The organism is Erythrobacter donghaensis, assembly GCF_001557325.1.
GTDB lineage: Bacteria > Pseudomonadota > Alphaproteobacteria > Sphingomonadales > Sphingomonadaceae > Erythrobacter > Erythrobacter donghaensis_B.
Window position 1 is genome coordinate 23646 of sequence record NZ_LSJS01000137.1, and the last position, 22438, is coordinate 46083.

General features: G+C 70.2%; 9 protein-coding genes. 6 read left to right on the forward strand and 3 right to left on the reverse strand.

Annotated elements, in window-relative coordinates; all coding sequences use genetic code 11:
• Window positions 1–81 precede the first annotated feature (81 nt).
• The 3 genes from AX692_RS07295 to AX692_RS07305 are packed head-to-tail and all read right to left on the reverse strand — an operon-like array spanning window position 82 to window position 6061.
• Window positions 82–2841, reverse strand: a complete 2760-nt coding sequence (locus tag AX692_RS07295; RefSeq protein WP_073975736.1) for a phosphoenolpyruvate carboxylase — start codon at window positions 2839–2841, stop codon at window positions 82–84.
• Window positions 2838–3872 carry a glucokinase gene (locus AX692_RS07300; RefSeq protein WP_419470595.1) on the reverse strand — a complete coding sequence of 345 codons (1035 nt, stop codon included), beginning with the start codon at window positions 3870–3872 and terminating at the stop codon, window positions 2838–2840. The genes AX692_RS07295 and AX692_RS07300 overlap by 4 nt, the downstream gene beginning before the upstream one ends.
• A 56-nt stretch (window positions 3873–3928) precedes the next feature.
• Window positions 3929–6061, reverse strand: coding sequence for a S46 family peptidase (locus tag AX692_RS07305; protein ID WP_073975738.1), 2133 nt, complete (start codon window positions 6059–6061; stop codon window positions 3929–3931).
• Between the two features lie 244 nt (window positions 6062–6305).
• Between AX692_RS07305 and AX692_RS20070 the strand changes: the two genes are divergently transcribed.
• The 6 genes from AX692_RS20070 to AX692_RS07335 all read left to right on the forward strand — a co-directional run bounded on the left by AX692_RS20070 (window position 6306) and on the right by AX692_RS07335 (window position 22323).
• Complete coding sequence (locus AX692_RS20070) at window positions 6306–7169, forward strand: hypothetical protein (protein ID WP_073975739.1); 864 nt, start codon at window positions 6306–6308, stop codon at window positions 7167–7169.
• A gap of 314 nt (window positions 7170–7483) precedes the next feature.
• Complete coding sequence (locus tag AX692_RS07315; protein ID WP_230959638.1) at window positions 7484–9298, forward strand: ShlB/FhaC/HecB family hemolysin secretion/activation protein; 1815 nt, start codon at window positions 7484–7486, stop codon at window positions 9296–9298.
• On the forward strand, window positions 9295–16428 hold the full coding sequence (locus AX692_RS07320) for an MBG domain-containing protein (protein ID WP_073977618.1): 7134 nt from the start codon (window positions 9295–9297) through the stop codon (window positions 16426–16428). Before AX692_RS07315 ends, AX692_RS07320 begins: the two co-directional genes overlap by 4 nt.
• A 1-nt stretch (window position 16429) precedes the next feature.
• Window positions 16430–19504, forward strand: coding sequence for a CHAT domain-containing protein (locus tag AX692_RS07325; protein WP_073975601.1), 3075 nt, complete (start codon window positions 16430–16432; stop codon window positions 19502–19504).
• A gap of 22 nt (window positions 19505–19526) precedes the next feature.
• On the forward strand, window positions 19527–21590 hold the full coding sequence (locus tag AX692_RS07330) for an adenylate/guanylate cyclase domain-containing protein (protein WP_073975600.1): 2064 nt from the start codon (window positions 19527–19529) through the stop codon (window positions 21588–21590).
• On the forward strand, window positions 21577–22323 hold the full coding sequence (locus tag AX692_RS07335) for a hypothetical protein (protein ID WP_073975599.1): 747 nt from the start codon (window positions 21577–21579) through the stop codon (window positions 22321–22323). The genes AX692_RS07330 and AX692_RS07335 overlap by 14 nt, the downstream gene beginning before the upstream one ends.
• The last annotated feature ends 115 nt before the right edge of the window (window positions 22324–22438 follow it).

The following is a 22438-nucleotide window of genomic DNA, read 5'->3' on the forward strand; positions in this document are numbered from 1 at the left end:
GGGCACCGCCCTCGATCTAACGTGGAGCACCCACCCCCGACCCCTCCCTCAAGGGAGGGGAGAAGGCAGGGCGACCTTCAATCAACCATGCGCGCCGAATTCATTGGCGATCGCGGTTGAAATCCGCAGCGACAATTCCTGCGCCTTCGCGATCGGCGTCATGAAGTCGCGCTCGATCGACCCGTAGCCCTCCTCGCCGCCGTCGGGGTAGTCGGAGGGCTCGTCGAGCGGGAAGTCGCGCGGGCCGGGCACGCGCACCGGGAAGGCGCGCCGCAACTGCGCGAGGGCCTCGTCGATCCGCAGGGTCAGCACCATGTCGATCACGTCGCGGCGGCTGATGTCGTTGGCGCGGCTGAAGGCGGGGACGGCGACGACCTTGAGGAACATGTGCTGGAGCAGCGCGAGGCGCAGCGCCTGGAGCACGCCGATCCGGCGGCGCACATGCTCGCGCGCCTCGTCCGGCCTTTCGCCGGGCAGCAGGTCAAGCAGACGGTGAAACTTCAGGGCGTCGATCCGGAGGCGCGAGGCGAGGCGGCGGAACACCCCCGTCCGGTCGTCGCCCACCAGATATTCGGCCAATGCGGCGCAGCTGCCTGCGAGGTGATCCTCGGTCCCGCGATAGGTGCGGCTCGCCCAATAGGCCGAGTTGAACAGCTCGCCATAGGCCGCGACGGTCTTGATGCTGGCGAGTGCGTTTGCCGCGCGCACCAGCCGCAGGATCTGGCGCCCGCGCGGGGATTCGGTGAGCAGCGCGGCGATTTCCTCGCGATTGCCGTCGGCCGCGCTGCCGATCCCGGCGATGACGTTCACCGGATAGCCCAGTTGCTGGAGGATCGCGTTGTGCGGGATCGCGCGGATCTGGCGCAGGCTCATCTCGCGGTCGGCGTTTATGTCGCTCTGGCGGCGCGAGACGCGGCTGCCGGTGGGCTTCAATAGCCCCAGCCCGAAGGCCGTCACCGCGCGGGCATAGGTGCGGCTCGCCAAGTGATCGCCCTGATGCTCCTTGACCGCGCGGTAGAAATCGAGGCTGAGATCGGTGCGGTGGTAGAAGGGGTCGGCAGGCGCGGCGAGGTCTGCCTCGGCGGGGCGCAGTTCGGCAATCCGCGAGAGCGTCGCGAGCGCCAGCTCGGGCGTCGCGAAGAACAGGTAGCCGTCGCCGCCCTGGAAGCTGACCTCGGGCTCCAGCCGGATGCCCGCGCGCGCAAACCGCCGCCGCGCCCAGGGGGAGAGCGGCCATTCGAGGCGGTCGGCGAAGCTTGCGGGATGCGCGCCGCGCCCCATGCTCTCGCCGTGGGTGTTGAACACCAGCGCGGCGATATCGGAGAGGCCGTTGGCCGCCATCGCCTCGGCCAGGCGCCCCTGCAACCGCTCGATCGCGAGCGCGGCGGGCACCTGCCCGACGAAGCGGCCTGCGTCCGAGAACCCGGTCTGCACCGCCACGCGGCCCCGCGCGCGGGCATAGGCGCGGTAGGCGGGCTCGGCGAGCAGCGCGTCGAGGAAGCGGCCGCCGTGTTCCAGCGCAGTCTCGGTCTCGAACAGCGGCGAGACATCGACCTTGTCTTCCACCCCGAACAGCTTGGCGAAATAGAGCGCGGCCAGCACCGTGGCGGGCTGTTCGCACTCGGCCACCAGCATGCGGATCGGGGCGTCGGCGTCGATGTGCTTGACGATCTGCGCCATGGCGAGGAACTGGCGGATCGCGGTCGAGCTTTCGGTGGCGAGCGCGGCGAAATTGGTCCTGAGCGGCGCGGCTTCCTCGACCATCCGGCGCAGCGTCGCGATGGCGCCCTTGCTGGCGAGGTCGATCCCCTCGTCATCCCCGCCGAGCCGGCGGCGAACGGCGTTGTGGAGCTGCTTGGCGTTCACCCGGAAGTGGATCCAGCCCATGCCGAGCCCGTCCGCGCGCATCGCCGCCGCCAGCGTCAGCAGGGCGATGGCGCGTTCTTCGGGCGCGCTTGTCGCTTCGCCTTCCAGCGCGGCGATGAGCGGGGTCAGTGACAGCAGGTTGTCGGGGCTGTGCGTGGTCAGCCGGTTGGCGGCTTCGGCGAGTGCCTCGGCGCTGGAGAGGTCGCCCGCGAAGTCATCGGCGCGCGCGGCGGCGAAGGCGGCGGCGGGCTTGAGGGTCGCGAGCAGCGGGTGGCCTGCGTCGAGCGCTTCCAGCGAAGCGGTGTAGCGCGCGAGGCGCTCGGCCTTTTCCTGCAAGCGGAAGGCGATCGAGGTGCGCCAGCCGATATCGGTGCGCCCGTCCATGTCGTAGCCGACCCAGCTGGCGAAGCGGAAGGGGAGCGGCCGCAAGCCGCGCCATTCCTGCGGCCAGCATCGGCGGGCCTCGCCCAGCAGGCGGGCGACGATCACGTCGCGCGCGTCCTGCGCGCGGGCCATGGCGTCCATCGCGGCCCGGTGCTCGTGCTCGAGCGTCACCGCGGTGCGGGTCGCGGGGACGGCGCAGACGGTGTCGTCGACTTCCTCGGTCGCCGATGCCGCCATCGCCACCGCCTCGGACTGCGCCGGGCTCAAGAGGAAGGTCGGGTGGGCCGTGAAGACAGCGTGGAGCTGCGGGTTCTCCCAGCGCGCGGCAAAGGCGGCGAAGTCCTCCGCATCCTGTGCAGGGGCGGCTGCGGGCGGCGCGAGCAGGGTGCGCAGCTTGCGCGCGCGCGCCTTCAGCCCGTCGCACTCCAGCTCGGCGACCAGGGCTGCGACATCATCGAGGCTGGTCTCGCCCGCCTCGATTGCCCGCGACAGATCGAGCGAGAGCTGGAAGACCGGGTTGAACAGCGGGGTCTCCCGCGTGCGCTGGTGCAACTCGCCCAGCCGCGCCTCGAGCGCCGCGAGCGAGGTCATGCCGCCTCTCCGTGCTCGGAGGCGAAGGCCGCAGCCGCGCCGAACAGGCCGGGCTGCGGGTGGATGATGAGCTTGACCGGGATCCCCGCCATCAGGCTCTCGAACCGCCCCTTGGCCTTGAAGCGCGCGGCGAAGCCCGAGGCGAGCAGCGTATCGCGGATGCGGTAGCCGAGGCCGCCGGCGATCACCACGCCCGCAAAGCCGCCCTGTGCCAGCGCCAGATCGCCCGCGACCGAGCCGAGCGAGAGGCAGAACCGGTCCACGGCGGCGGCAGCGAGGCTGTCCTCGCCGCTGGTGCCGAGGTTCCAGATCTCGATCGCATCGCGCTCGGGCTCGGTGCGGTGCTCGAGCGCGGCGAGCGCCTGATAGATGTCGACGATCCCCGGCCCGGCCACCACCCGCTCGACCGAGACACGCAGGTGCCGCTGGCGCAACCGGGCGAGGATGGCGTCCTCGATGCTGTCCAAGGGGGCAAAGTCGATGTGTCCGCCCTCGGTCGCCTGCACCCGGTAATGGCTCCCCGAACGGTAGAGATGTGCGACCCCAAGCCCCGTCCCCGGCCCGAGCACCGAGATCGTGCCCTCGCGCCCCAGCGGCACATCGGGGCCGGCAAGGTGCAGGAATTGGCTGTCGTCCGCGAGCGCGACCGCATGGGCGACCGCGGCAAAATCATTGACGATGGTGTACTGGCCCGCGCCAAGCTTCTCGGGGATCAGCGCGGGGCGGATGATCCAGGGGTTGTTGGTGAAGCGGATCACCGGATTGGGCTTGCCGGGGCTGCCGACCGGGCCGGCCACCGCGATGCTCACCGCAGCCGGAAGCGTGCCGCCCTTGCGCTTGCGGAAGGCCTCCCACGCGGTCTGGAAGCTGGCGTGATCGGCGGTGTGGAGCGTTTCCGGCTCGTCGAGGCTGATCGTGCCGTCCGCTCCGATCGAGGCAATGGCAAAGCGGGCATGCGTCCCGCCGATATCGACCACCACCACTTCGCGCATAGCTCTCTCCCCGCCAGCAAATCCTGACACGGCGAGCATTAGCAGGCGGCGCGCGGGAATCCCACGCGCCGCATACTTATTCAAAATCGGGGGTCTTACTTGACGCCCATTTCCCCGAGCAGGCGCTGCGCGCCGTCGACCTTGTCCATCGTCCACAGCATGAAGCGGCTGTCGACGTGGATCGTGCGGTTGATCTTGGGATCATACATCCAGTCGCTGACCACGCCCTCGATCGTGCCGTCGAAGGCGAGGCCGACGAACTCGCCGCGCGCATTCAGCGTCGAGGAGCCCGAGTTGCCGTTGGTGATGTCGACCGTCGACATGAAGTCGACCGGCAGGGTGCCGAGCGCGGGCGCGGTGTAGCTGCCGTAGTCCTTGGCCTTGATCAGCTCGATCATCTTGTCGGGCGCATCGAACTCGCCGCGCCCGGTGTGCTTGGCGAGCAGCCCCTCGGCGGTGGTGAAGGCAGTCCAGACCTGCCCGTCGACCGTCTTGCCGGTGACCTTGCCATAGGTGAAGCGCAGCGAGCCGTTGGCGTCGGGGTACATGGTCTTGCCCTGCGAGGCCGCATAGGCGAGCCGCGCGGCCATCACCTGCGAACGCGCCTTCTGGACGCGGCCCGCGCGCTCCTTGTCGGCAGCCTCGGCCGCCATCGCCTCGTCATAGGTCGCCACCGCGAGCTGGATGAAGGGATCGCTCGAGGCCTTGAAGTCGGCCGGGGTCTTGCCCATCCACTCCAAGCGCTTGGCGGTGGTGCCAAGCTCGCTGCCGGCATAGAGCGCGGCGAGATCCTTGCCTTCGAGGAAGGCATCGAAGCTCTTGACGCGCTGGTCGGCAGGCAAGGTGCGATACTCGGCAATCGCGTCGGCGAAGAGCTGCTGGTCGATCGCCTCTACATAACGGCGCTCGATCACCTGCATGCGCTGCGTCATGAGGGCCTTGTCGCGCGCCTGGAAGCCGGGTTCGCGGTCCTTGTCGGGCTTGGCCTGCTCGTTCGCCCAGCGATAGAGCGTGCGCGCCGCGCCGTAGAGCTGGCCGCGTCCGAGCAGCCCGCGCTTGGCATCGGCGAGCGATGCGGCGTTGGTTTCGGCCACCAGCCTGTCGAGCTCGGCCAGAGCCGCGCCGTATTGCGCCTCGCGCGCCGGATCGGCCTTGATCCACGCGCGGAACGCCGCTTCCTCGGCAGCCTTCTTCTGGGTCAGCGAGATTGCATCGGCGCCCGCAAGCTGGCCCGCGATCTTCTTCTCGTAGTTCTCCACGCCCTGAAGCGTCGCCGCATAGGCGATGGTCGCGGCCTGGTTGCCCGCGGTCAGCGCATCGATGCTGTCGCCATATTCGGCGAGCATGCGCTGCTGGTAGGGGTAGAGCTCCTCGTAATAGAAGCGCGCCTCGTCAGCCGTGCGCAGGCGCTCGGTGGTGCCGGGGAAGCCCGCGACCATCACGAAGTCGCCTTCCTTGACGCCTTCCTTGGCGATCGGCAGCCATGCCTTGGGCTTGAAGGGCACGTTGTCCTTGCTGAAGGCAGCCGAGGAGCCGTCGGGCGCCACGTAGGCGCGGTAGAACGAGAAGTCCCCGGTGTGGCGCGGCCACTGCCAGTTGTCCTTCTCGCCGCCGAAATTGCCCACGCCGCCAGCGGGCGCATAGACCAGCCGCACGTCCTGGATCTCAAGCTGCTGCTGGAGCCAGTACTGCGCGCCGCCGAAATAGGCGCGCACGTCGCAGCGGCGGTTGGCCTGCTTCTCGCACGCTTCGATCAGCGCGGTGCGGTTGGCCTGAAGCCGGTCATAGCGCGCGCGGCCCTCGAGCTTGTCGGCGCCCTTGAGCATCGCGGCGGTGACATCGCGCAGATCCTCGATCACGTAGATCCGGCTGCCCGGTGCGGCGGGAAGCTCGTCGGCGAGGGTCTTGGCGAGGAAGCCGTCGGTCAGATAGTCATTCTCGGGCGAGGAGTTGTACTGGAGCGATCCGGCAACGCAGTGGTGGTTGGTCGCAACCAGACCCTGCGGCGAGAGGAAGGCGGCCGAACACCCGCCCAGCGAGGCGATCGCGGTGAGCGGCGGGCGTTGCAGGTCGCCGAGAGTCTTCGCGTCGAGCTCGAGGCCGGCGGCCTTCATCTCCTCGGCGATGGCACCGGTCTGGCTCGGCAGCCACATGCCCTCGTCGGCGGTGGCGATAGCGGGGGCGGCGAGCAGCAGGGCGCTGGCCCCGGCGCGCAGGATCGTCTTCATGTGCGGCAAACCTCTCTCACGAATGGATGGCGCCCGCTTGGGCGCAAGAGGCGCGTGTTAGGGCAAAGCGCGCGGGGCTGAAAAGGGGCATTGTGCCCCATCGACGAACCGCACATCGCGCTCGGCAGGCGACTTCGGGTTCGCACGGGCGAGGTTTTCCTGCAAAACGGCTCTTGCGAGTGATTATCAGTTCGGCCATGACGCAGGCTGGATTTCATCACACGCCAAGGACGCACCCCCTCCCATGAACAGCACGCTCAAACTCTGGACTCAGCTTGGCCTCGGCACCGCGCTTGCAGGCGGGTTGCTGGCCGCCTGCGGGGGCGAGGCAGGCGGAGAGGGCGCGGCGGGCGAGGCGGGAGCTCCTGGCACTGCCGCCACCGCCGGCGAAGGCGAAGGCGAAGGTGGGAGCGGCGCGGGCGAGGGCGAGGCCGCTGCGCCAGGCGGTGAAGGCGAAGGCGGCGTCGCGGTCGCCGATGCGGCGAAGGACCCGGTCGCCTACGGCATCGCGCTCGCGGTCGCCGAGGCGCATGTCGTCGCCGCGCGCGATGCCTATGCGGCGGGCAAGAAGGAAGCGGCAGGCGAGATGTTCGCGCATCCGGTAAGCGAGGTGCTGCTAGACATGGACCCCGCCTTCACCGCGCTGGGCGTCAAGGACATGAAGCCGCTGTTCTCGGCGGCCTCGGATGCGGCGCTCGCGGGCAAGCCGGTCGCCGAGGTGAACAAGGCCTATGACGCGATCATCGCCGCGCTGCGCGCCGCTGCGGCCAAGGCGCCCAAGAGCGATGCCAGCGCGGCGAAGGTTCAGGCCGGGGTGATCGCCGACATGATCGAGCGCGCGAGCGCGATGTATCGCCAGCTGCCCACGAACGACGCCTACGAGCCCTATCTCGACGGCTACGGCTTCGCCCGCGTGGCGGCGGGCAGCTTCGCCGCCTCGGGCGCGGCAATCAAGGCCGAGAACCCCGCGCTCCACGCGGCCATCGCCGAGGCGCTTGCTCTGTTAAGCAAGGCCTATCCCGGCGCCGCCCGCCCGGCCAAGCTGCCCGCCGAACCGGGCGCGCTGTCGGGCGCTTCGGCCAAGGTGATGCTCGCGGCGGGAAGCTGATTCCGGGGCCTTCGCGGCGCGAGGAACTCCCGTGCGGCGGATGATACCGCTCGCATTGTTGTCCAAACGCGACAATCTTGCCGCTGCGGCCGCGATGGCGCCGCTGCGCGCTTGCCTTTGTCGCAAGCCCTAGTAGCTATGCATCGGAAAAGGGGTCGCCGTTCGCGGGATTGACACTGAGGGGTGTCAAATGGCGAACGTCTATCGGGGTCAGGCCGTCGCACGAGACCCGCCGCAGGCGCGGCGGCCGGGCGAAGGCGTGCCGCTGCATTTTGGGGGGGACCTTGTCGCATTCTCGCATCAGCCGGCCGCGCGTGAATCTGCGCTCGTTCGCCAGCCCAGCCGCGATCGCGGCGCCGCTCGCGGCGGGCGCGCTGTGCCTTTTGCCTGTGCCCGCGCTGGCTCAGGCGGGCCCTGCGCCTGCCATCACCCCGCCCAACCGCAGCGATCTGGTGCCCCCTGACCAGCGCTCGCCGCAACGCGCCACGACACTGACGGTCGACGGCGATTTCGAACGCGCTCCCTGCGCGCTCGACCGGCAGGAATTCGCCGGGATCAGGTTCACCGTGAAAGGCGCCGCATTCGACGGCCTCGCCCGGGTGCCCGGCCTCTCGCTCGAGCGCGCCTATGCCGATTATGTCGGGCGCGAGCTGCCGGTCTCGGTGCTGTGCGACATCCGCGCCGAGGCCAACGCCATCCTGCGCCGCGACGGCTATCTCGCCACGGTCGAGATCCCCGAACAGAGCCTCGCCGACGGCACCCCCGATTTCAAGGTCGTGTTCGGCCGCCTCACCTCGGTCCGCGTGCGCGGCGAGGCCGGGGCCTCGGAGGCGCTGGTCGCCCGCTATCTCGAGAAGCTCACCGCTGAAGAGGTGTTCAACATCAACCGCGCCGAGCGCTATCTGCTGCTCGCCGACGACCTGCCCGGGCTCGACGTGCGCCTGTCGCTGCGTCCGGCCGCGGGCGGCGCGCCCGGCGATCTGGTCGGCGAGGTCGCGGTGCTGCGCCAGCGCGCGATGGTCGATCTCAACATCCAGAACCTCGCCTCGCGCGCGATCGGGCGCTACGGCGGAGTGCTGCGGGGCGAGATCTACGATGTCACCGGGCTGGGCGACCGCACCTCGCTGGCGCTGTTCTCCACGCTCGATTTCGAAGAGCAGCACACCGTCCAGGTCGGCCACGATTTCCGCGTCGGCAGCGAGGGGCTGCGGCTCGGCGGCCAGTTCACCTGGAGCAACACCAACCCCGCGACCGGGATCGCCGGGTTCAACGTCGAATCCGACACGATCTTCGCCAGCGTCTTTGCCAGCTATCCGCTGCTGCGCACCCGGGCGAGCAGCCTCTATGCCGATGCCGGGTTCGACTTCGTCGACCAGGACGTTTCGTTGAACGGCTTCGGCCTGACGCGCGACCGGGTGCGGATGGCCTATGTGCGCCTGTCGGGCGAGCTGATCGACCAGGGCTCGGTGGTGCGCGCGGGCGGCTACTCGGCCTTCGAGCCGCGCTTGCGCCTGCGCTACGGGGCGGAGCTGCGCCAAGGGCTCGACGTTCTTTCGGCGAGCCCCGATTGCCGCGCCAACCCGCTCGCCTGCCTCGCCGGCGGCATGGCCGCCCCGAGCCGGATCGAGGCCGATCCGACCCCGCTGGTGCTGCGCCTCAACACCGGCCTCGAATACCGCCCGGTGCCCGAGTGGACGCTGGCGCTCGCCACGCAGGCGCAGGTCACCGGCGACGCGCTGCCCGCCTTCGAGGAACTCGCCGCCGGCTCCTTCTCGATCGGGCGCGGTTATGATCCGGGCGCGGTGCTCGGCGACAGCGGCATCCTCAACGCCTTCGAACTGCGTTACGGCTCGATGAGCCCCGAGACCGCCGAGGGCGTGGCATGGCAGCCCTATGTCTTCACCGACTTCGCCGTGGTCTGGAACGAGGATCCGAGCCGCGTCGGCACCAACCCCGACAAGCTGTGGTCGGCCGGAGGCGGCGTGCGCCTGTCCTGGGGCCGCGGCATCCAGAGCGATCTGGTCGTCGCCGTGCCGCTTGAAACCCCCGACCTTGCCCAGCGCAGGGGCGATGTCCGTTTCCTGTTCTCGCTCACCGCCCGCCTGTTCCCGTGGAGATTTTCGAGATGAGCCAAGCCACCGCAAAGCGCACCTCCCTGATGATCGGCTGCGGCTGCGCCGCGCTGGCGCTCGGCCTTGCCCTTGGTCCGGCACCGGCAGCGGCGCAGGGTATCCAGGCAAGCGGCAACGTCACCTTCGGCAATGCCACGATCAACAACGCGGTGCCGGGGCAGACCAGGGTTTCCGTGTCGACGCCGACCACCGCGATCGACTGGACACCGCAGGAGGATGCGGCCGGCAACGCACTCGATTTCCTGCCGGCCGGCGCCTCTGCCATTTACGAGAATGATTCCGGCGCCTCGTTCGTTTCCAATTTCGCGGTGCTCAACCGCATCCTGCCCTCCACCAACGGCAATGTGGCGGTCATCAACGGCAGCGTCATCTCGCGGATTGTCCAGTTCAGCGGCACTTCCGCGCCCGGCGGGTTCGTCGCCTTTTATTCGCCCACCGGCATTCTGATCGGCAGCACGGCGAGCTTCGATGTCGGACAGCTGCTGCTGACGACGCTCGACACGACTCCGGCGAATTTCGAGAGTTTCGCCCAGTCCGGCTTCGGCCTCCAGCTGCAGGGCGCAGCCGGATCGACCGCGCGGATCAGCATTGCGCCCGGTGCGCAGATCCTCGCCACGCCCGAAAACGCCTTCTTCGCGGTCGTCGCCGCCGATGTCGAGATGCGCGGGGTCGCGCGGGTCAACGGCAGCCACGCCTATGTCGCAGGCGAGCTGGTCAACCTCAGCTTCAACAACGGGCTGTTCAACATCCAGGTGCCGGTCGGCACCGCGGCGGCGGGCGAGGTGGTGACCATCGACGGCACCGTCGGCGGCCCCTCGAGCACGGGCGCGATCAACGACAATCATCTGATCTATGCGGTCGCGCGCGCATCGCAGGATCCGATCTCGATGCTGCTGCGCGGCAATCTCGGCTTCGATCCGGCGCAGAGCGCGGGGATCGTCAACGGCGAGATCATCCTTGCGGCCAATTACAACGTGTCCGGCCGCATCGTCGACGGCAGCTCGATCAGCGAGGGGATCGACGCCCGGTTCAACGGCAACAGCGAACTCTCCAACGTCCGCGCCGACATCGCCATCACCGATGCCGCGGTCAGCAGCAGCCTTCTCGCGATCGGCACGCACCGCGTGAGTGCATCGGCTCTCGGCGCGGACAGCAGCTTTGCCGGCAACCTGCTGCTGGTCGGGCGCGAGAGCGCCTCGCTGACCGCGGCAGGGGGCAATGATCTGACGATCTCGGGCGACGTGCTGGTCGATGCGCGCGATTACGGGGTGACCGGCTCGGGCCTGCAATCGCTCGACGTGATCAATGCGGCCGCCGGCACTGCGCTGATCGAGGCCAATGCCGGGAGCGCGATCACCGTGGCCGGTGCGGCTTTCGTGCAGGCCGATGCCTTCGGCGGGGCCGACACCATCGGCCGCATCGCCGGCACCGCGCGCGGCGGCAGCGCGGCGATCAGCGCCAATGGCGGCAGCATCGAAATTACCGGCGAAACCAGTGTCAGCGCTTCGGCGTCGGGCACCAATTTCCCGGGCATCATCACCGGGGCCGAGGCGCGCGGCGGATCGGCCGAGGTGCGCGCGCGGGCGGGCGGCGTGGTCAGCGTGGGCCAGGACCTCGCGGTGTTCGCCAACGCGCTGGGCGCCGAAGGCTCGCTGTCCGGCCCCTCGACCGTCTCCGATGCCTATGGCGGCACGGCCCGCATCTCGCTGTTTGACGGCGGCGGGACGATCACCGTGGCCGGCCCGGCCTTCGTCGGCGCGGGGGCCACGTCGCGTTCGGTCAATGCCGCGGGCGCGGGCGCGATTGCCGATGCGGGCGAGGCGACTGTCAGCGTGCAGGAAAGCGGGCTGATCGAGTTCGGCAGCGACCTGGTGCTCGACGCCACGGCGCGGGGCGGCACCAATGCGGGTGGCATCGGCGGCGAGGCACGCGGCGGGCGGGCCTCGGCACTGGTGCTCAATGGCGGGACGATCACCGTTGCCGGCGAGTTCGACGCCGACAGCTTCGCCGCCGGCGGCGACGGGCAGACCGGCGGCGACGCCTTCGGGGGGATTGCGGGGGCGATCGTCAATGTCGGCCGGATCGACATCGCCTTGAGCGCCTTTGCCGGGAGCCAGGCGCAGGGCGGCTCGGCCAGCGCGGGTTTCGGCGGCAACGGCGGGCTTGCGCGCGGCGGCAGCTCCATCTTCGAGGCGGGCGGCACGCTGACCCAGACCGCGCGCCTCACCATCGGCGGGGATGCCACGCTGGTGGCCGACGCCACCGGGGGCAGCGGGGGCGGGGCTTTCATCCAGACCAACACGCCCGCCGGGCGCGGCGGCGATGCCTTCGGCGGCGCGGCGGCGGTTCCCAACCAGGCCGACCCCGCCTCCATCAGCGGCGCTTTCCTGCGGGCGGGAGGGGATAATGGCACCATCAGCGTCGCCGGCAGCGCATCCGTTTCAGCAAGCGCCAGCGGCGGATTCGGCGGCTTCGGCGATTCCACCCTCGATGGCGGCGCAGGCGGCAATGCGATCGGCGGGCTGGTGGAGGTCGGTCTCGCGCTGCTCGGCCAGAACGGCTCGCTCGGACAGGGCCGGGCGAGCTTCGGCAGCGTCTTTGCCAGCGCCGACGCATTCGGCGGCAGCGGCGGGCTGACCTTCGACTTCGCGACCGGCAACGGCGGAGAAGGCTCGGGCGGCACCGCGCTTCTGTCGCTGCGTGCCGGCGATGTCACCGCGACCACGATCGAGCTCAGCGCCTCCGGCTCCGGCGGGTCGGGCAGGGCCGGCGGGATCGGACGCGGCGGACAGGCCGAAGTGCTCGGCAGCCTTGGCGGGACCCTGGTCACCAGCGGCCTTGGCATCCGTTCCACCGGCTTCGGAGGCTTCTCGACCCTCGACACCGGCGGCGAGGGGGTCGGCGGGGTGGCCGAAATGGAGATCGACGGCACCACGATCACGATCAACGGCGACCTGCTGATCGAGGCTGACGGCTCGGGCGGAGGCTCTCTGGGCGGCGCGGGCGGGAACGGCCTCGGCGGCGAGGCCTATATCGGCCAGGTCGGGGTCGGCGGGCCGGGCGTCCTCAACGTCACCGGACACACCGCGCTGTTCGCCAACGGCCAGGGCGGAGACAGCGAAGGTGCCTTTGCCGCGGGCGATGGCCAGGGCGGTCACGCATGGATCCGCTCGGCCGCGGGCGCAACCAAGACCTTCGGTTCGGTTCAGCTCACCGCGATCGGACGCGGCGGCTTCGCGCAGGCCCACGAGGGCGGCAACGGCACGGGCGGCCTGGTCGAACTGATCTCCACCGGCACGGGCAGCCGGATCACCATCGCGCGCAACGTGCCCGCAGACTCCGCATCGGATTCGCCCGGCGGCGCGGCGATCCTCAATGCCGGCGGTTTCGGCGAACAGACCAGCGGCGGCGACGGGATCGGCGGCCTCGGTCGGGGCGGCACGATCCTCGTGTCCGCGGCGCTCGGCGGGGTGGTGAACCTGCCGGTCGATATCCTCGCCGATCCGGCCCGTGCGGCCGATGCGTTGATCGTGCTCGCCAATGGCACCGGCGGCGGCTCGAGCTTCGAGGGCGGCATCGGCGGCAGCGGCTTCGGCGGCCTGCTGTCGATCGTGGTCGATGGTGCCGGGTCGAGCATCACGGCGGGCGATGTCGATCTGCAGGCCCTCGGCTTCGGCGGTTCGGGGATCGATCCGGGGGTGAACACGCAGGGAGGCTCGGCGTCCGGGGGGCGTCATTCCATGACCGTGCAGGATGGCGGTTCGCTCACGCTTGGCCAATCCAGCGCCCGCACGGGTGCGCTCGGCGGTGACGGATCCGGCACCGGCAACGGCGGTAATGCGCTGGGCGGCAACAACGTGGTGCGCCTGAACAACGCCACACTGACCGTGACCGGCGTGCTGGGCCTGAGCGACACTGCCACGGGTGGCAATGGTCAGCGCGGCGGCGATTCGTTCAGCGCGGGCGAAGGCGGGTCGGTCGACTTCTCGGCCACGGATTCCACCATCGTCGTCAACCTCGACGGGCAGGGTCTTGGCGGCATCGCGCTGGAGAGCGCCGCCACCGGCGGCGCGGGCGTGACGGGCGGCGATGCCTTCTCGGGCTCGGCAGGCTTCAGTTTGCTCAACTCCGATATCAATCAGGGCATCCTGCGGGTGATCTCGCGCGCGACCGGGGGCAGCACCACGTCCTCCGATGGCGCAGGCGGCAATGCAGCCTCCGGCCTGGCGCGCGTGACCATCGATGGCGCCACCGTGTTCCTGTCGGAGCTCGTGGTCGCGGCCGACGCGGTCGGCGGCGACGGGGGAACCGAGATCGGCGGCCTCGGGGGCGAGGGACGGGGCGGGACTGCCGACGTGGTGCTCAGCAACGCCGCGCTGAGCGTCCAGCCCGTCACTGCGACCGGAACCGACAGCGCGCAGATCCGCGCGGAGGGATTCGCCGGACGGGGCTTCAACCTCGGCAACGGCGCGGGCGGCCGGGCCGCGCTCCGGCTGTTCGGGGCGACGCTCGACACTGCGCAGCTGCGGGTCAGCGCCGAAGGCAGCGCGCTCGGCGAATCCGGACAGATCAGCGGCGCGGCGAGCGGCGGCGAGGCCTTGCTCGCGCTCGATGATGGCGCCGGCCTGACGGCCGCGATCATCACCGTGTCCGGCTCGGCCGGATCGGGACAAGGCGGCTCCTCCACCGGCGGCTTCTCTGCCCTCAGGATGGGCTCGGGCGGTGCATCCAGCATCAATGCGGGCACTCTGTTCGTCACCGCCGACGGGTTCGGCGCCAGCGTGTTCACCCTTGCCGACTTCGCGGGCCGCTTCGACGTCGACCTTGCGGGCGGCAACGTCAATCTCAATGAATTCTTCGCAAGGGCGAACGGCACCCTGCTGGTTCCCGACACGCTCGCATCGCGCATCAGTGCGGTCGGCGGCAATCTCAATGTCGCCGGCCAATTGGCCGCGAACGCCCTCGGCGACATCACGATCGAGCATGGCAGCAACGGGACCATCGGCAGCAGCGCACTCGCGCAGGTCGCGACCACGATCCTGGTCGACACCGCTGGCACGCTGCGCATCCAGGGGATCGTCCCGAGCGGCGGCGGAACCCAGAGCGCGAGCGGCGCGACCGGCGGGATCCGCGGCCAGTTCGTCGACCTGCTCGCGGGCCGCTCGATCTTCCTCGACGGCAACGTCACGGGCACCGATGGCGGGATCAGCCTGATCGCCAACCGCGGCGGGTTCCCGCTGCCGCAGCCGCCCCTGTCGGAAATCACCATGGCAACGGGTGCGCGCATCGACGGCGGCACCGGCACTGTCTCCTTCGTCCTCCAGGACGGCTTCAGCGATCCGCAGCGCCAGACCGGCGCGATCACGCTGGCGAACGTCACCGCTTCGTCGATCGTCGCGCGCAATTTCGGCTCGACCGCGGGGAGCGACATCAGGGTGCTGGCCGACGGCGTGCTGACCGCTTCGGGCAGCGGACGGGCGATCGACCTTGCCTCGCTCAATGGCGAGGTGATCAACCTCCACGGCGATGCAGGGCTGATCCTTACCGGGGGCGGGCATTTCGGCATCTTCGCCGCCACGCCGACAGGATCGCAGATCGGCAGCCCGGGCAATTTCGCGCGGCGCTACAACGTGCTGACCGAAACGGCCTATGATGCGCTCAACCCGGGCGGCAATTTCGCCGCGTTCCGCATCACGCCGGTGCTGACCGTCACCGTCGATGACATCGCGCGCTTCTACGGCAGCGCCAACCCGGCCTTCACCACCACCATCACCGGCTTCCTGACCGGGGACAGCATCGCCGACATCACCGGCGCGGCGCAGTTTGCGACACTGGCGGACGGTACCTCGCCGATCGGCCAATATGCGGTCAACGCCTCGCTCGGCTCGCTGCTGAGCGCGCAAGGCTACCAGTTCAGCTTTGCGCCCGGCGTCCTCACCGTCACCCCGCGCCCGATCACGATCACCGCGAACAGCTTCTCGCGGATCTACGGCAACGCCAACCCGGCGCTGACCTTCGTGGTGGGCGGGCAGGGCCTCGTCAACGGCGACCAGCTGACGGGCGTGCTGGCCACCACCGCCGGGCTGACCAGCGGCGTGGGCAACTACGCCATCACCCAGGGCTCGCTCGCGGCGAGCGCCAATTACGCGGTGACCTTCGTCGACGGGCAGCTGACGGTCACCCCGCGCCCGATCACGATCACCGCGGACAGCTTCTCGCGGATCTACGGCAATGCCAACCCGGGGCTGACCTTCGCGCTCGGCGGGCTGGGCCTCGTCAACGGCGACCAGCTGAGCGGCGCGCTCGCCACCACCGCCGGCCTGACGAGCGGCGTCGGCGCCTATGCGATCACCCAGGGCAGCCTGACCGCAGGCGCCAATTACGCGGTGACCTACAATGCCGGGGCGATCACCGTCACCGCGCGCCCGATCACCATCACCGCCGACAGCTTCACGCGGGTCTACGGCAACGCCAATCCGGCGCTGACCTTCAGCATCGGCGGGCTTGGCCTCGTCAATGGCGACCAGCTGAGCGGCGCACTGGCGGCGGCGGGCGTGACGGCGGGGGTCGGCACCTCGGCGATCACACTCGGCACGCTGTCGGCAGGCGGCAATTACGCCGTGACCTTCACCCCCGGCGTGCTCACCATCACTCCGCGCCCGCTCACCGTGGCAGCGAACAACCTGTCGAAGCCGCTCGGTCTTGCCGATCCCGTGCTGACCTTCAGCATCATCGCCGGCGATCTCGTCAACGGCGACCTGCTCAGCGGCAGTCTCGTGCGCGATCCGGGCGAGACCATCGCCAGCTTCGCGATCCGTCAGGGCACGCTCTCGGCGAGCGCCAACTACACGCTCACCTTCGTGCCGGGCACCTTCACCATCACCCCGCCGCCGGTTTCGCCCGACATCAACAACCCGACCAGCTTCGAACCGCCGCTGGTGATCGACGACACCCCGCCGCCGGTCGCGGGTGAAGACGAAGAGCGCTTCGGGATCGATTTTCCCGAACGGCCCGATGCGCCGCTGATCAGCGAAGACCCGCTGCTCGACGATCCGGTCGCAAGCGGGGGCGACAGCTCGATCTACGGCGGCGGCGGGGCTGCGGCTCCCACCACCGGGGGGCAGTGACATGAAGGCGCGCCATCCTCGCCTGCTGCGCACCGCCCTCTCGCTCGCGGCCCTCGCCGGGCTCGGCGCGGGCCTTGCCGCCGGGCCCGGCGCGGCCCGTACCGAGCCGCGCGCCAGCCTCGCGCTGCGCGACACTTTCCCGATCGGCTCGAACGGGCTGTGCGAGGCGCAGATCCTCCCGCCCGAGCCTGGTGCGGGGCTGTTCGACCGGCGCTATTCGGTGATCTGCCGCGACGCCGCCGCGCCGGTCGGCACGCTGTGGGTGGTCAAGCCCAAAGCCGGCGAAGCACTCGGCCCGGCGCGCTTTGCCGGCGCCGATGCCGAATGTCGCGGTGATGCCGCCAAGCCCGCCGAAGCGCTCCCCGGCCTTGCCGCGGTCGAGCGATTGGGGTGCCGACGCGCCGGCTCGATCCTTGCGACCGACCTCCTGATCGGCAACCGCGCAGGGCGCACCTATGCCGCATCGGGCCTCACCGCCTATGCCAAGGCGCTCGAGCTGGGGATCGCCTCGCTGGCGAGCGACGCGGTCGTGCCTGGCACGGTCGAGATCCCGCTCACCAGCACCACCGATGCCGCCGCCTTCGCCCGCCAGCAGGCCGAGGCCATCGCCGCCGATCAGGCGCTGGTCGAGGCCTATCGCCGCAGCAATGCCGGCGATTTTGCCGAGGCGGCCGAGTTCTTCGCGGTCTCCGCCGCGGCCCTGTCGGGCCCGGGCGCGGCCGAGGCGCAGCTCAACACCGCGCTCCAGCAATCCAATCTCGGCAGCTTCACCGAGGCCCGCCGGCTGTTCGCCGCAGCCCGCCCCGCCGCGGCGGGCAGCCCGGTGCTCGCCCGGATGCAGCGCAATTACGAGGCGATGGACGCATTGAACCAACGCCAGCCCGCGCGCGCGCTGGCGCTGCTCGAGGCGCCGTTGGCGAGCGAGTTCGGCGGCGCCGAGGAAGTCCGCGCGCTCACCATCGGCGCCGCGCTCGCCGGCCAGCTGTCGAGCGAGAGCGGGCGGATCACGGGGGAATATTCGCTCAGCCTGACCCCGCTCGAACGCGCGCGGCTGCTCGATGGCCAGCACGATTACCTCAAGGCTACCGCGCTGCGCCAGTTGGGCCGCAGCGGCGAGGCCCCGGCGCTGCTCGCCGCCGCCGAGCGCTCTTTTGCCGAAGTGCGCGATGGCCGGGTGATCTCGGTCGTCTGGCTGCGCGCGCAGGTGCTCGGCGAGCTCGCCGAGAACGCCGAGCGCGCGGGTGAGGGCGCCGAGGCCGAACGGCTCCACAAGCAGGCGATCGGCCTGCTCGAAGTCGTCTACCCGGGCTCGCCCGCGCTCGGGAGCGCGCGCGCCCAGCTCGCCGGGCTCTATGCCCGCAGCGGTCGGCGCGACGAGGCGCTGGCGATCTATCGCGGGATCACCGGCGATGCCGAAGGGCGCCCGCTGCCTTCGCTGCGCTCGGTCATGACGCCCTATTTCGCGCTGCTGACCGATAGCAACGCCGGGATCGGCAACGCGGTCGCCGCCGCCGATGTCTTCGCCGCGAGCCAGCTGCTCCAGCGCCCCGGCCTTGCCCAGACCCAGGCCGCGCTCGCCCGCGAACTGTCCGAGGGCACCGACGAGGCCGCGCAGCTGTTCCGCACCGCCACCAATCTCGGGCGCGGGATCGAGCAGAGCCGTGTCTCGCTGCTCGAGCTCGAGAGCCTGCCCGACGCGGACACCCGCCTCGCCGACCAGATCGCCGAGCGGCGCGCGCGGCTCGAACAGCTCGAGCAGCAGCAGGCCGAGGTGCTCGACCGGCTGGCTGCCTATCCCCGCTACCGCGCGGTCGCGGGCAATGCGATCAGCCTCGCCGACCTCCAGGCCGTGCTCGGCGAGGGCGAGGCCTATGTGAAGCTGGTGACGCTCGATAGCGATGCCTATGTGCTCTACGCCACCCGCGAGGCGGCGCGGGTGTGGCGCGCCGAAGCGACCCCGCGCCAGCTGGAAGGCCTCGTGACGCAGATCCGCGAGAGCATCGCGGTGGTCGAGGGCGGGCAGGTCAATACCTATCCCTTCGACCTGGCGGCTGCCCGGAAGCTCTATGTGCAGCTCTTCGCCCCCGTCGCCGACGATCTGCCGAAGCTCAAGCATCTGGTGTTCGAACCCGATGGCGCGCTGCTCAAGCTGCCGGTCAACCTGCTCGTCACCGACGATGCGAGCGTGGCCGCCTATCAGGCGCGCATGAAGCAGAAGGGCGCGGACGAATACGACTTCCGCGGCACCAGGTGGCTCGGGCGCAGCACTCAGGTCAGCACCTCGGTCGGCCCCTCGGCCTTCCGCGACGTGCGCGCCGCGCGGCCTTCGGATGGCAAGCGCGCCTATCTCGGCCTCGGCGAGAACACCCCGATCGGCACCGCCAGCCCCGGCGCGTCGCGCGTCCGCGCCGCGCTCGAGGCGGGCGAGCGCTGCACCTGGTCGCCCAACATCTGGGCCAACCCGATCAAGGCCAAGGAGCTGCGCGAGGCGGCGGCGAGGTTCGATGCGAGCGCGCAGGTGCTGACCGGCACCGCCTTCACCGATACCGGCGTGGCGGCGCTGGCCGATCTTGCCGAGTTCCGCATCCTCCACTTCGCCACCCACGGCCTCGTCACCGCGCCTCAGCCCGGCTGCCCGCCGCGCCCGGCGCTGCTGACCAGTTTCGCCGAAGGCGCGGCCTCGGACGGGCTCTTGAGCTTCGCCGAGATCTTCGACCTCAGGATTGATGCCGACCTGGTGATCCTGTCGGCCTGCGACACCGCCGGCAGCGCCACCATCGGCGCGGCGCGCGAGGCGGGGGTGAGGAGCGGCGGCGAGTTCGCACTCGACGGGCTGGTGCGCGCTTTCGTGGGCGCGGGCGGGCGGACAGTGCTTGCGAGCCACTGGCCAGTGCCCGACGATTTCGACGCGACCGGGCGGCTGGTCGGCGGGTTGTTCGCCGAGGACGGGCGCAGCACAGCCGAGGCGCTGCGCAGCTCGCAGCTCGCGCTGATGGACGATGCCCAGACCTCGCACCCGTTCTACTGGTCGGCCTTCGCGGTCGTCGGCGACGGCGCGGCGCGGCTCGCGCGCTGAGAGCGGCCGGGACGCGAGGGCAATGGACAAGACCGTGCAAGCCCGCCAGGACGCGCGCTCCGGCCTGCTCGCGCGCGGTTGGCGCAATGTCCGCGCGGCGGGCGGCGTGCAGCTCGGCCTGACCCTCATGCTCATGTGCCTCGGCGTGCTCATCGCCCGCTACGGATGGGTCTTGCCCGGCGGTTCGGTGCCCACCCCGCTCATTGGCGAGGCCGAACGCGCGCTCTATGACCTCAGGGCCTATTATGCTGCCGATCTGGTCGAGGAAGACAAGCGGGTCGTGCTGGTGGTCTATACCGACCAGACCCTGATCGCCGCGCGCAAGCGCTCGCCGCTCGACCGCGGCCTTCTGGCCAAGACGCTGCGCACGCTCGACACCTTCGAGCCCAAGGCGATCGGGATCGACATCCTGTTCGACCAGCCGCAGGACGAGGACGAGGAGCTGATCGCCGCGCTGCGCGCGATGAAGACCCCGGTCGCGGTCGCCTATGCCGCCAAGGCGACCAACCCGGACGACATCGAATACGAACAGCAGCAATATCTCGAAGCCTTCATGGCGCGGCTGGCGGGCAGCAACGGGCGTCCGGCAAGCATCCGGCTCGACAACACCTTCGGCGCGACCCGGCTGTGGCCCGACATCCGCGCGGGCCTTCCGCCGCTGCTCGGGCGGGTTATGCTGGAAGAGGCGGGGGAGCCGGCCGTCGCCGCCTTTGCAGGGTACCAGGGCGCGATCGACTACCGGCGGCCCAAGTTCCAGGATTCGGTGCTGTTCCCCCCGGCCCAGATCGACCTTTTTGTCGACCCCGACCCGGAGATCCTGCCCTTTCTCAAGGAGCAGTATGCAGGCAAGTACATCCTGATCGGCGGCGATATTGTCGATTATGACCGGGTCGAGACGACCTTCACCTCGATCAACGGCGAGGTGCCTGCCGGGATCGCGGTGCATGCCGAGATCATTTCGCAGATGCTCGACGGCCGGGTTCTCCGGCCGATCGGGGAATGGGTGCTGTGGTCGATGGCGGTGCTGGTGGTCATCATCGCGGCTCTGACCGCGCTGCTCGAATGGACCGCGCGCCGGCTGGCGCTGTTCGGCGTGGCGCAGCTGGTCTTCTTTCAGGGCCTGCCGGTGCTGCTCCAGGTACGCAATGTCGATACCTACGGCTTGCCGGCGGTCGGCTGGTTGATCGGGTGGATTCTCGTCTTCACCGCGGTGACGGTGGCCGCCCGCACGGCAGGCGCGGTGCAGCGCAATTTCGCCACCGGCGCGCTCGGCAAGTACATCCCGCGCGACATCGCCCAGGCGATCATCGACAAGCCCGAACTGCTCAGCCTCGGGGGCGAGAAGCGCGAAATTTTCGTGCTGTTCAGCGATCTCGAGGGCTTCACCAAGATGAGCCACGCGATCCCGCCGGAAATGGTGGCGAAGCTGCTCAACCGCTACCTCGACATGCTCAGCCAGGTGGTGCTCGACCATGGCGGGGTGATCGACAAGTTCGTGGGCGATGCCGTGGTCGCCTTCTGGGGTGCGCCGATCAGCCGGCCCGACGATGGCAACCGCGCCGCGCGTGCGGGCTATGCGATGTGGCAGGCGGGCGAGGCCTTCCGCGCCGAGGTCGCGGCGATGGACCCGGATCTGCCCAGGATCGGCAAGACCCGCGTGGGCCTCCACTTCGGCGAGGCGGTGATCGGCAATTTCGGCGGGGCGACCCGCATCCAGTACACCGCGCTGGGCGATTCGATGAACACCGCCGCGCGCCTCGAGGCCGCCAACAAGGCGCTCGATTCGAGCGTTATGGCGAGCCGCGAATTCGCCGAGGCCTCGGGGCTCGACTGGTGGCGGCAGATGGGCCGGGTGCGGCTGCGCGGCCGGGCGCGGCCGGTCGACCTGTTTGAACCATCGCCCGATTTCCCGGCGGAAGACCGCGCGAGCCTCGCCGAGGCGAGCGCGCTCGCGGCAACCGATCCGGCCGCAGCGCGCGCGCTCGCCGAAGCAGTCGCGGCTCGCCATCCGGAGGATTCAGCGCTAGGCAATCTTGCACGGCGCATGGCAGCGATCGATGAGGGAGGAACCTATGTTCTCGATTAGCTTGAAGCGGCGCCTTCGCGCGCTGGCACTGGCAGGAGCGGCACTGGCCCTGCCGACGGCGGCGATGGCGGGGGTGGTGGTCAAGTCCACCGGGCCCTCGGCGACCCGCTATCCGGTCGGCGCCAAGGTCGACGACAATGCCACCATCACGCTGAAGGCGGGCGATGTCATCACCGTGCTGACCGCCAATGGCACGCGCGTCATCAAGGGCGCGGGCACCTTCCGCATCGGCGACCGCCCGCAGGTCGCCGCCGACCGTTTCGCCTCATTGACCCGCAAGCGCGCCGCCACCCGCGTGCGCACCGGGGCAGTGCGCGGCGAGCCCGAGGGCAATCCGACCAATCCCAGCCTGTGGTATGTCGATGTCACCCGCTCGGGCACGGTGTGCCTCTATGATCTTGCCACGGTGCGCCTGTGGCGGCCCGGCGCGCCCGACACCATCACCTACCGCATGTTCAACCGCGAGAATGGCGCATCGGTCGATGTCACCTTCGACGAGACAGTGACCGTTGCGGCGCTCGATCCGGCGCGCCTGCCGATCGTCGAGGGCGCGCCCTACACCATCACCGGGCCCGACAACGCGACCAGCGCGCAGGTCACCTTCGTGCTGCTCGAGGGCGATTTCGAGGCGCCCGACACGCTCGGCGAGGCCCTGATCGCCAAGGGCTGCACGGTGCAGCTCGACCTGCTCGCCACCGGGCTCGAGGCCGATGCCGAGGCGAGCGGGGGCTGAACGCGCAGGCACGGCCGGTCGCCTGCAGCCTGCCGATTGCCTGTTGCATCGCAGGCGCAAGCTTGGGAGAAGGGCGACGGGGTCGGCCTGACGGGGGAATCGGGACGCGGTGCGC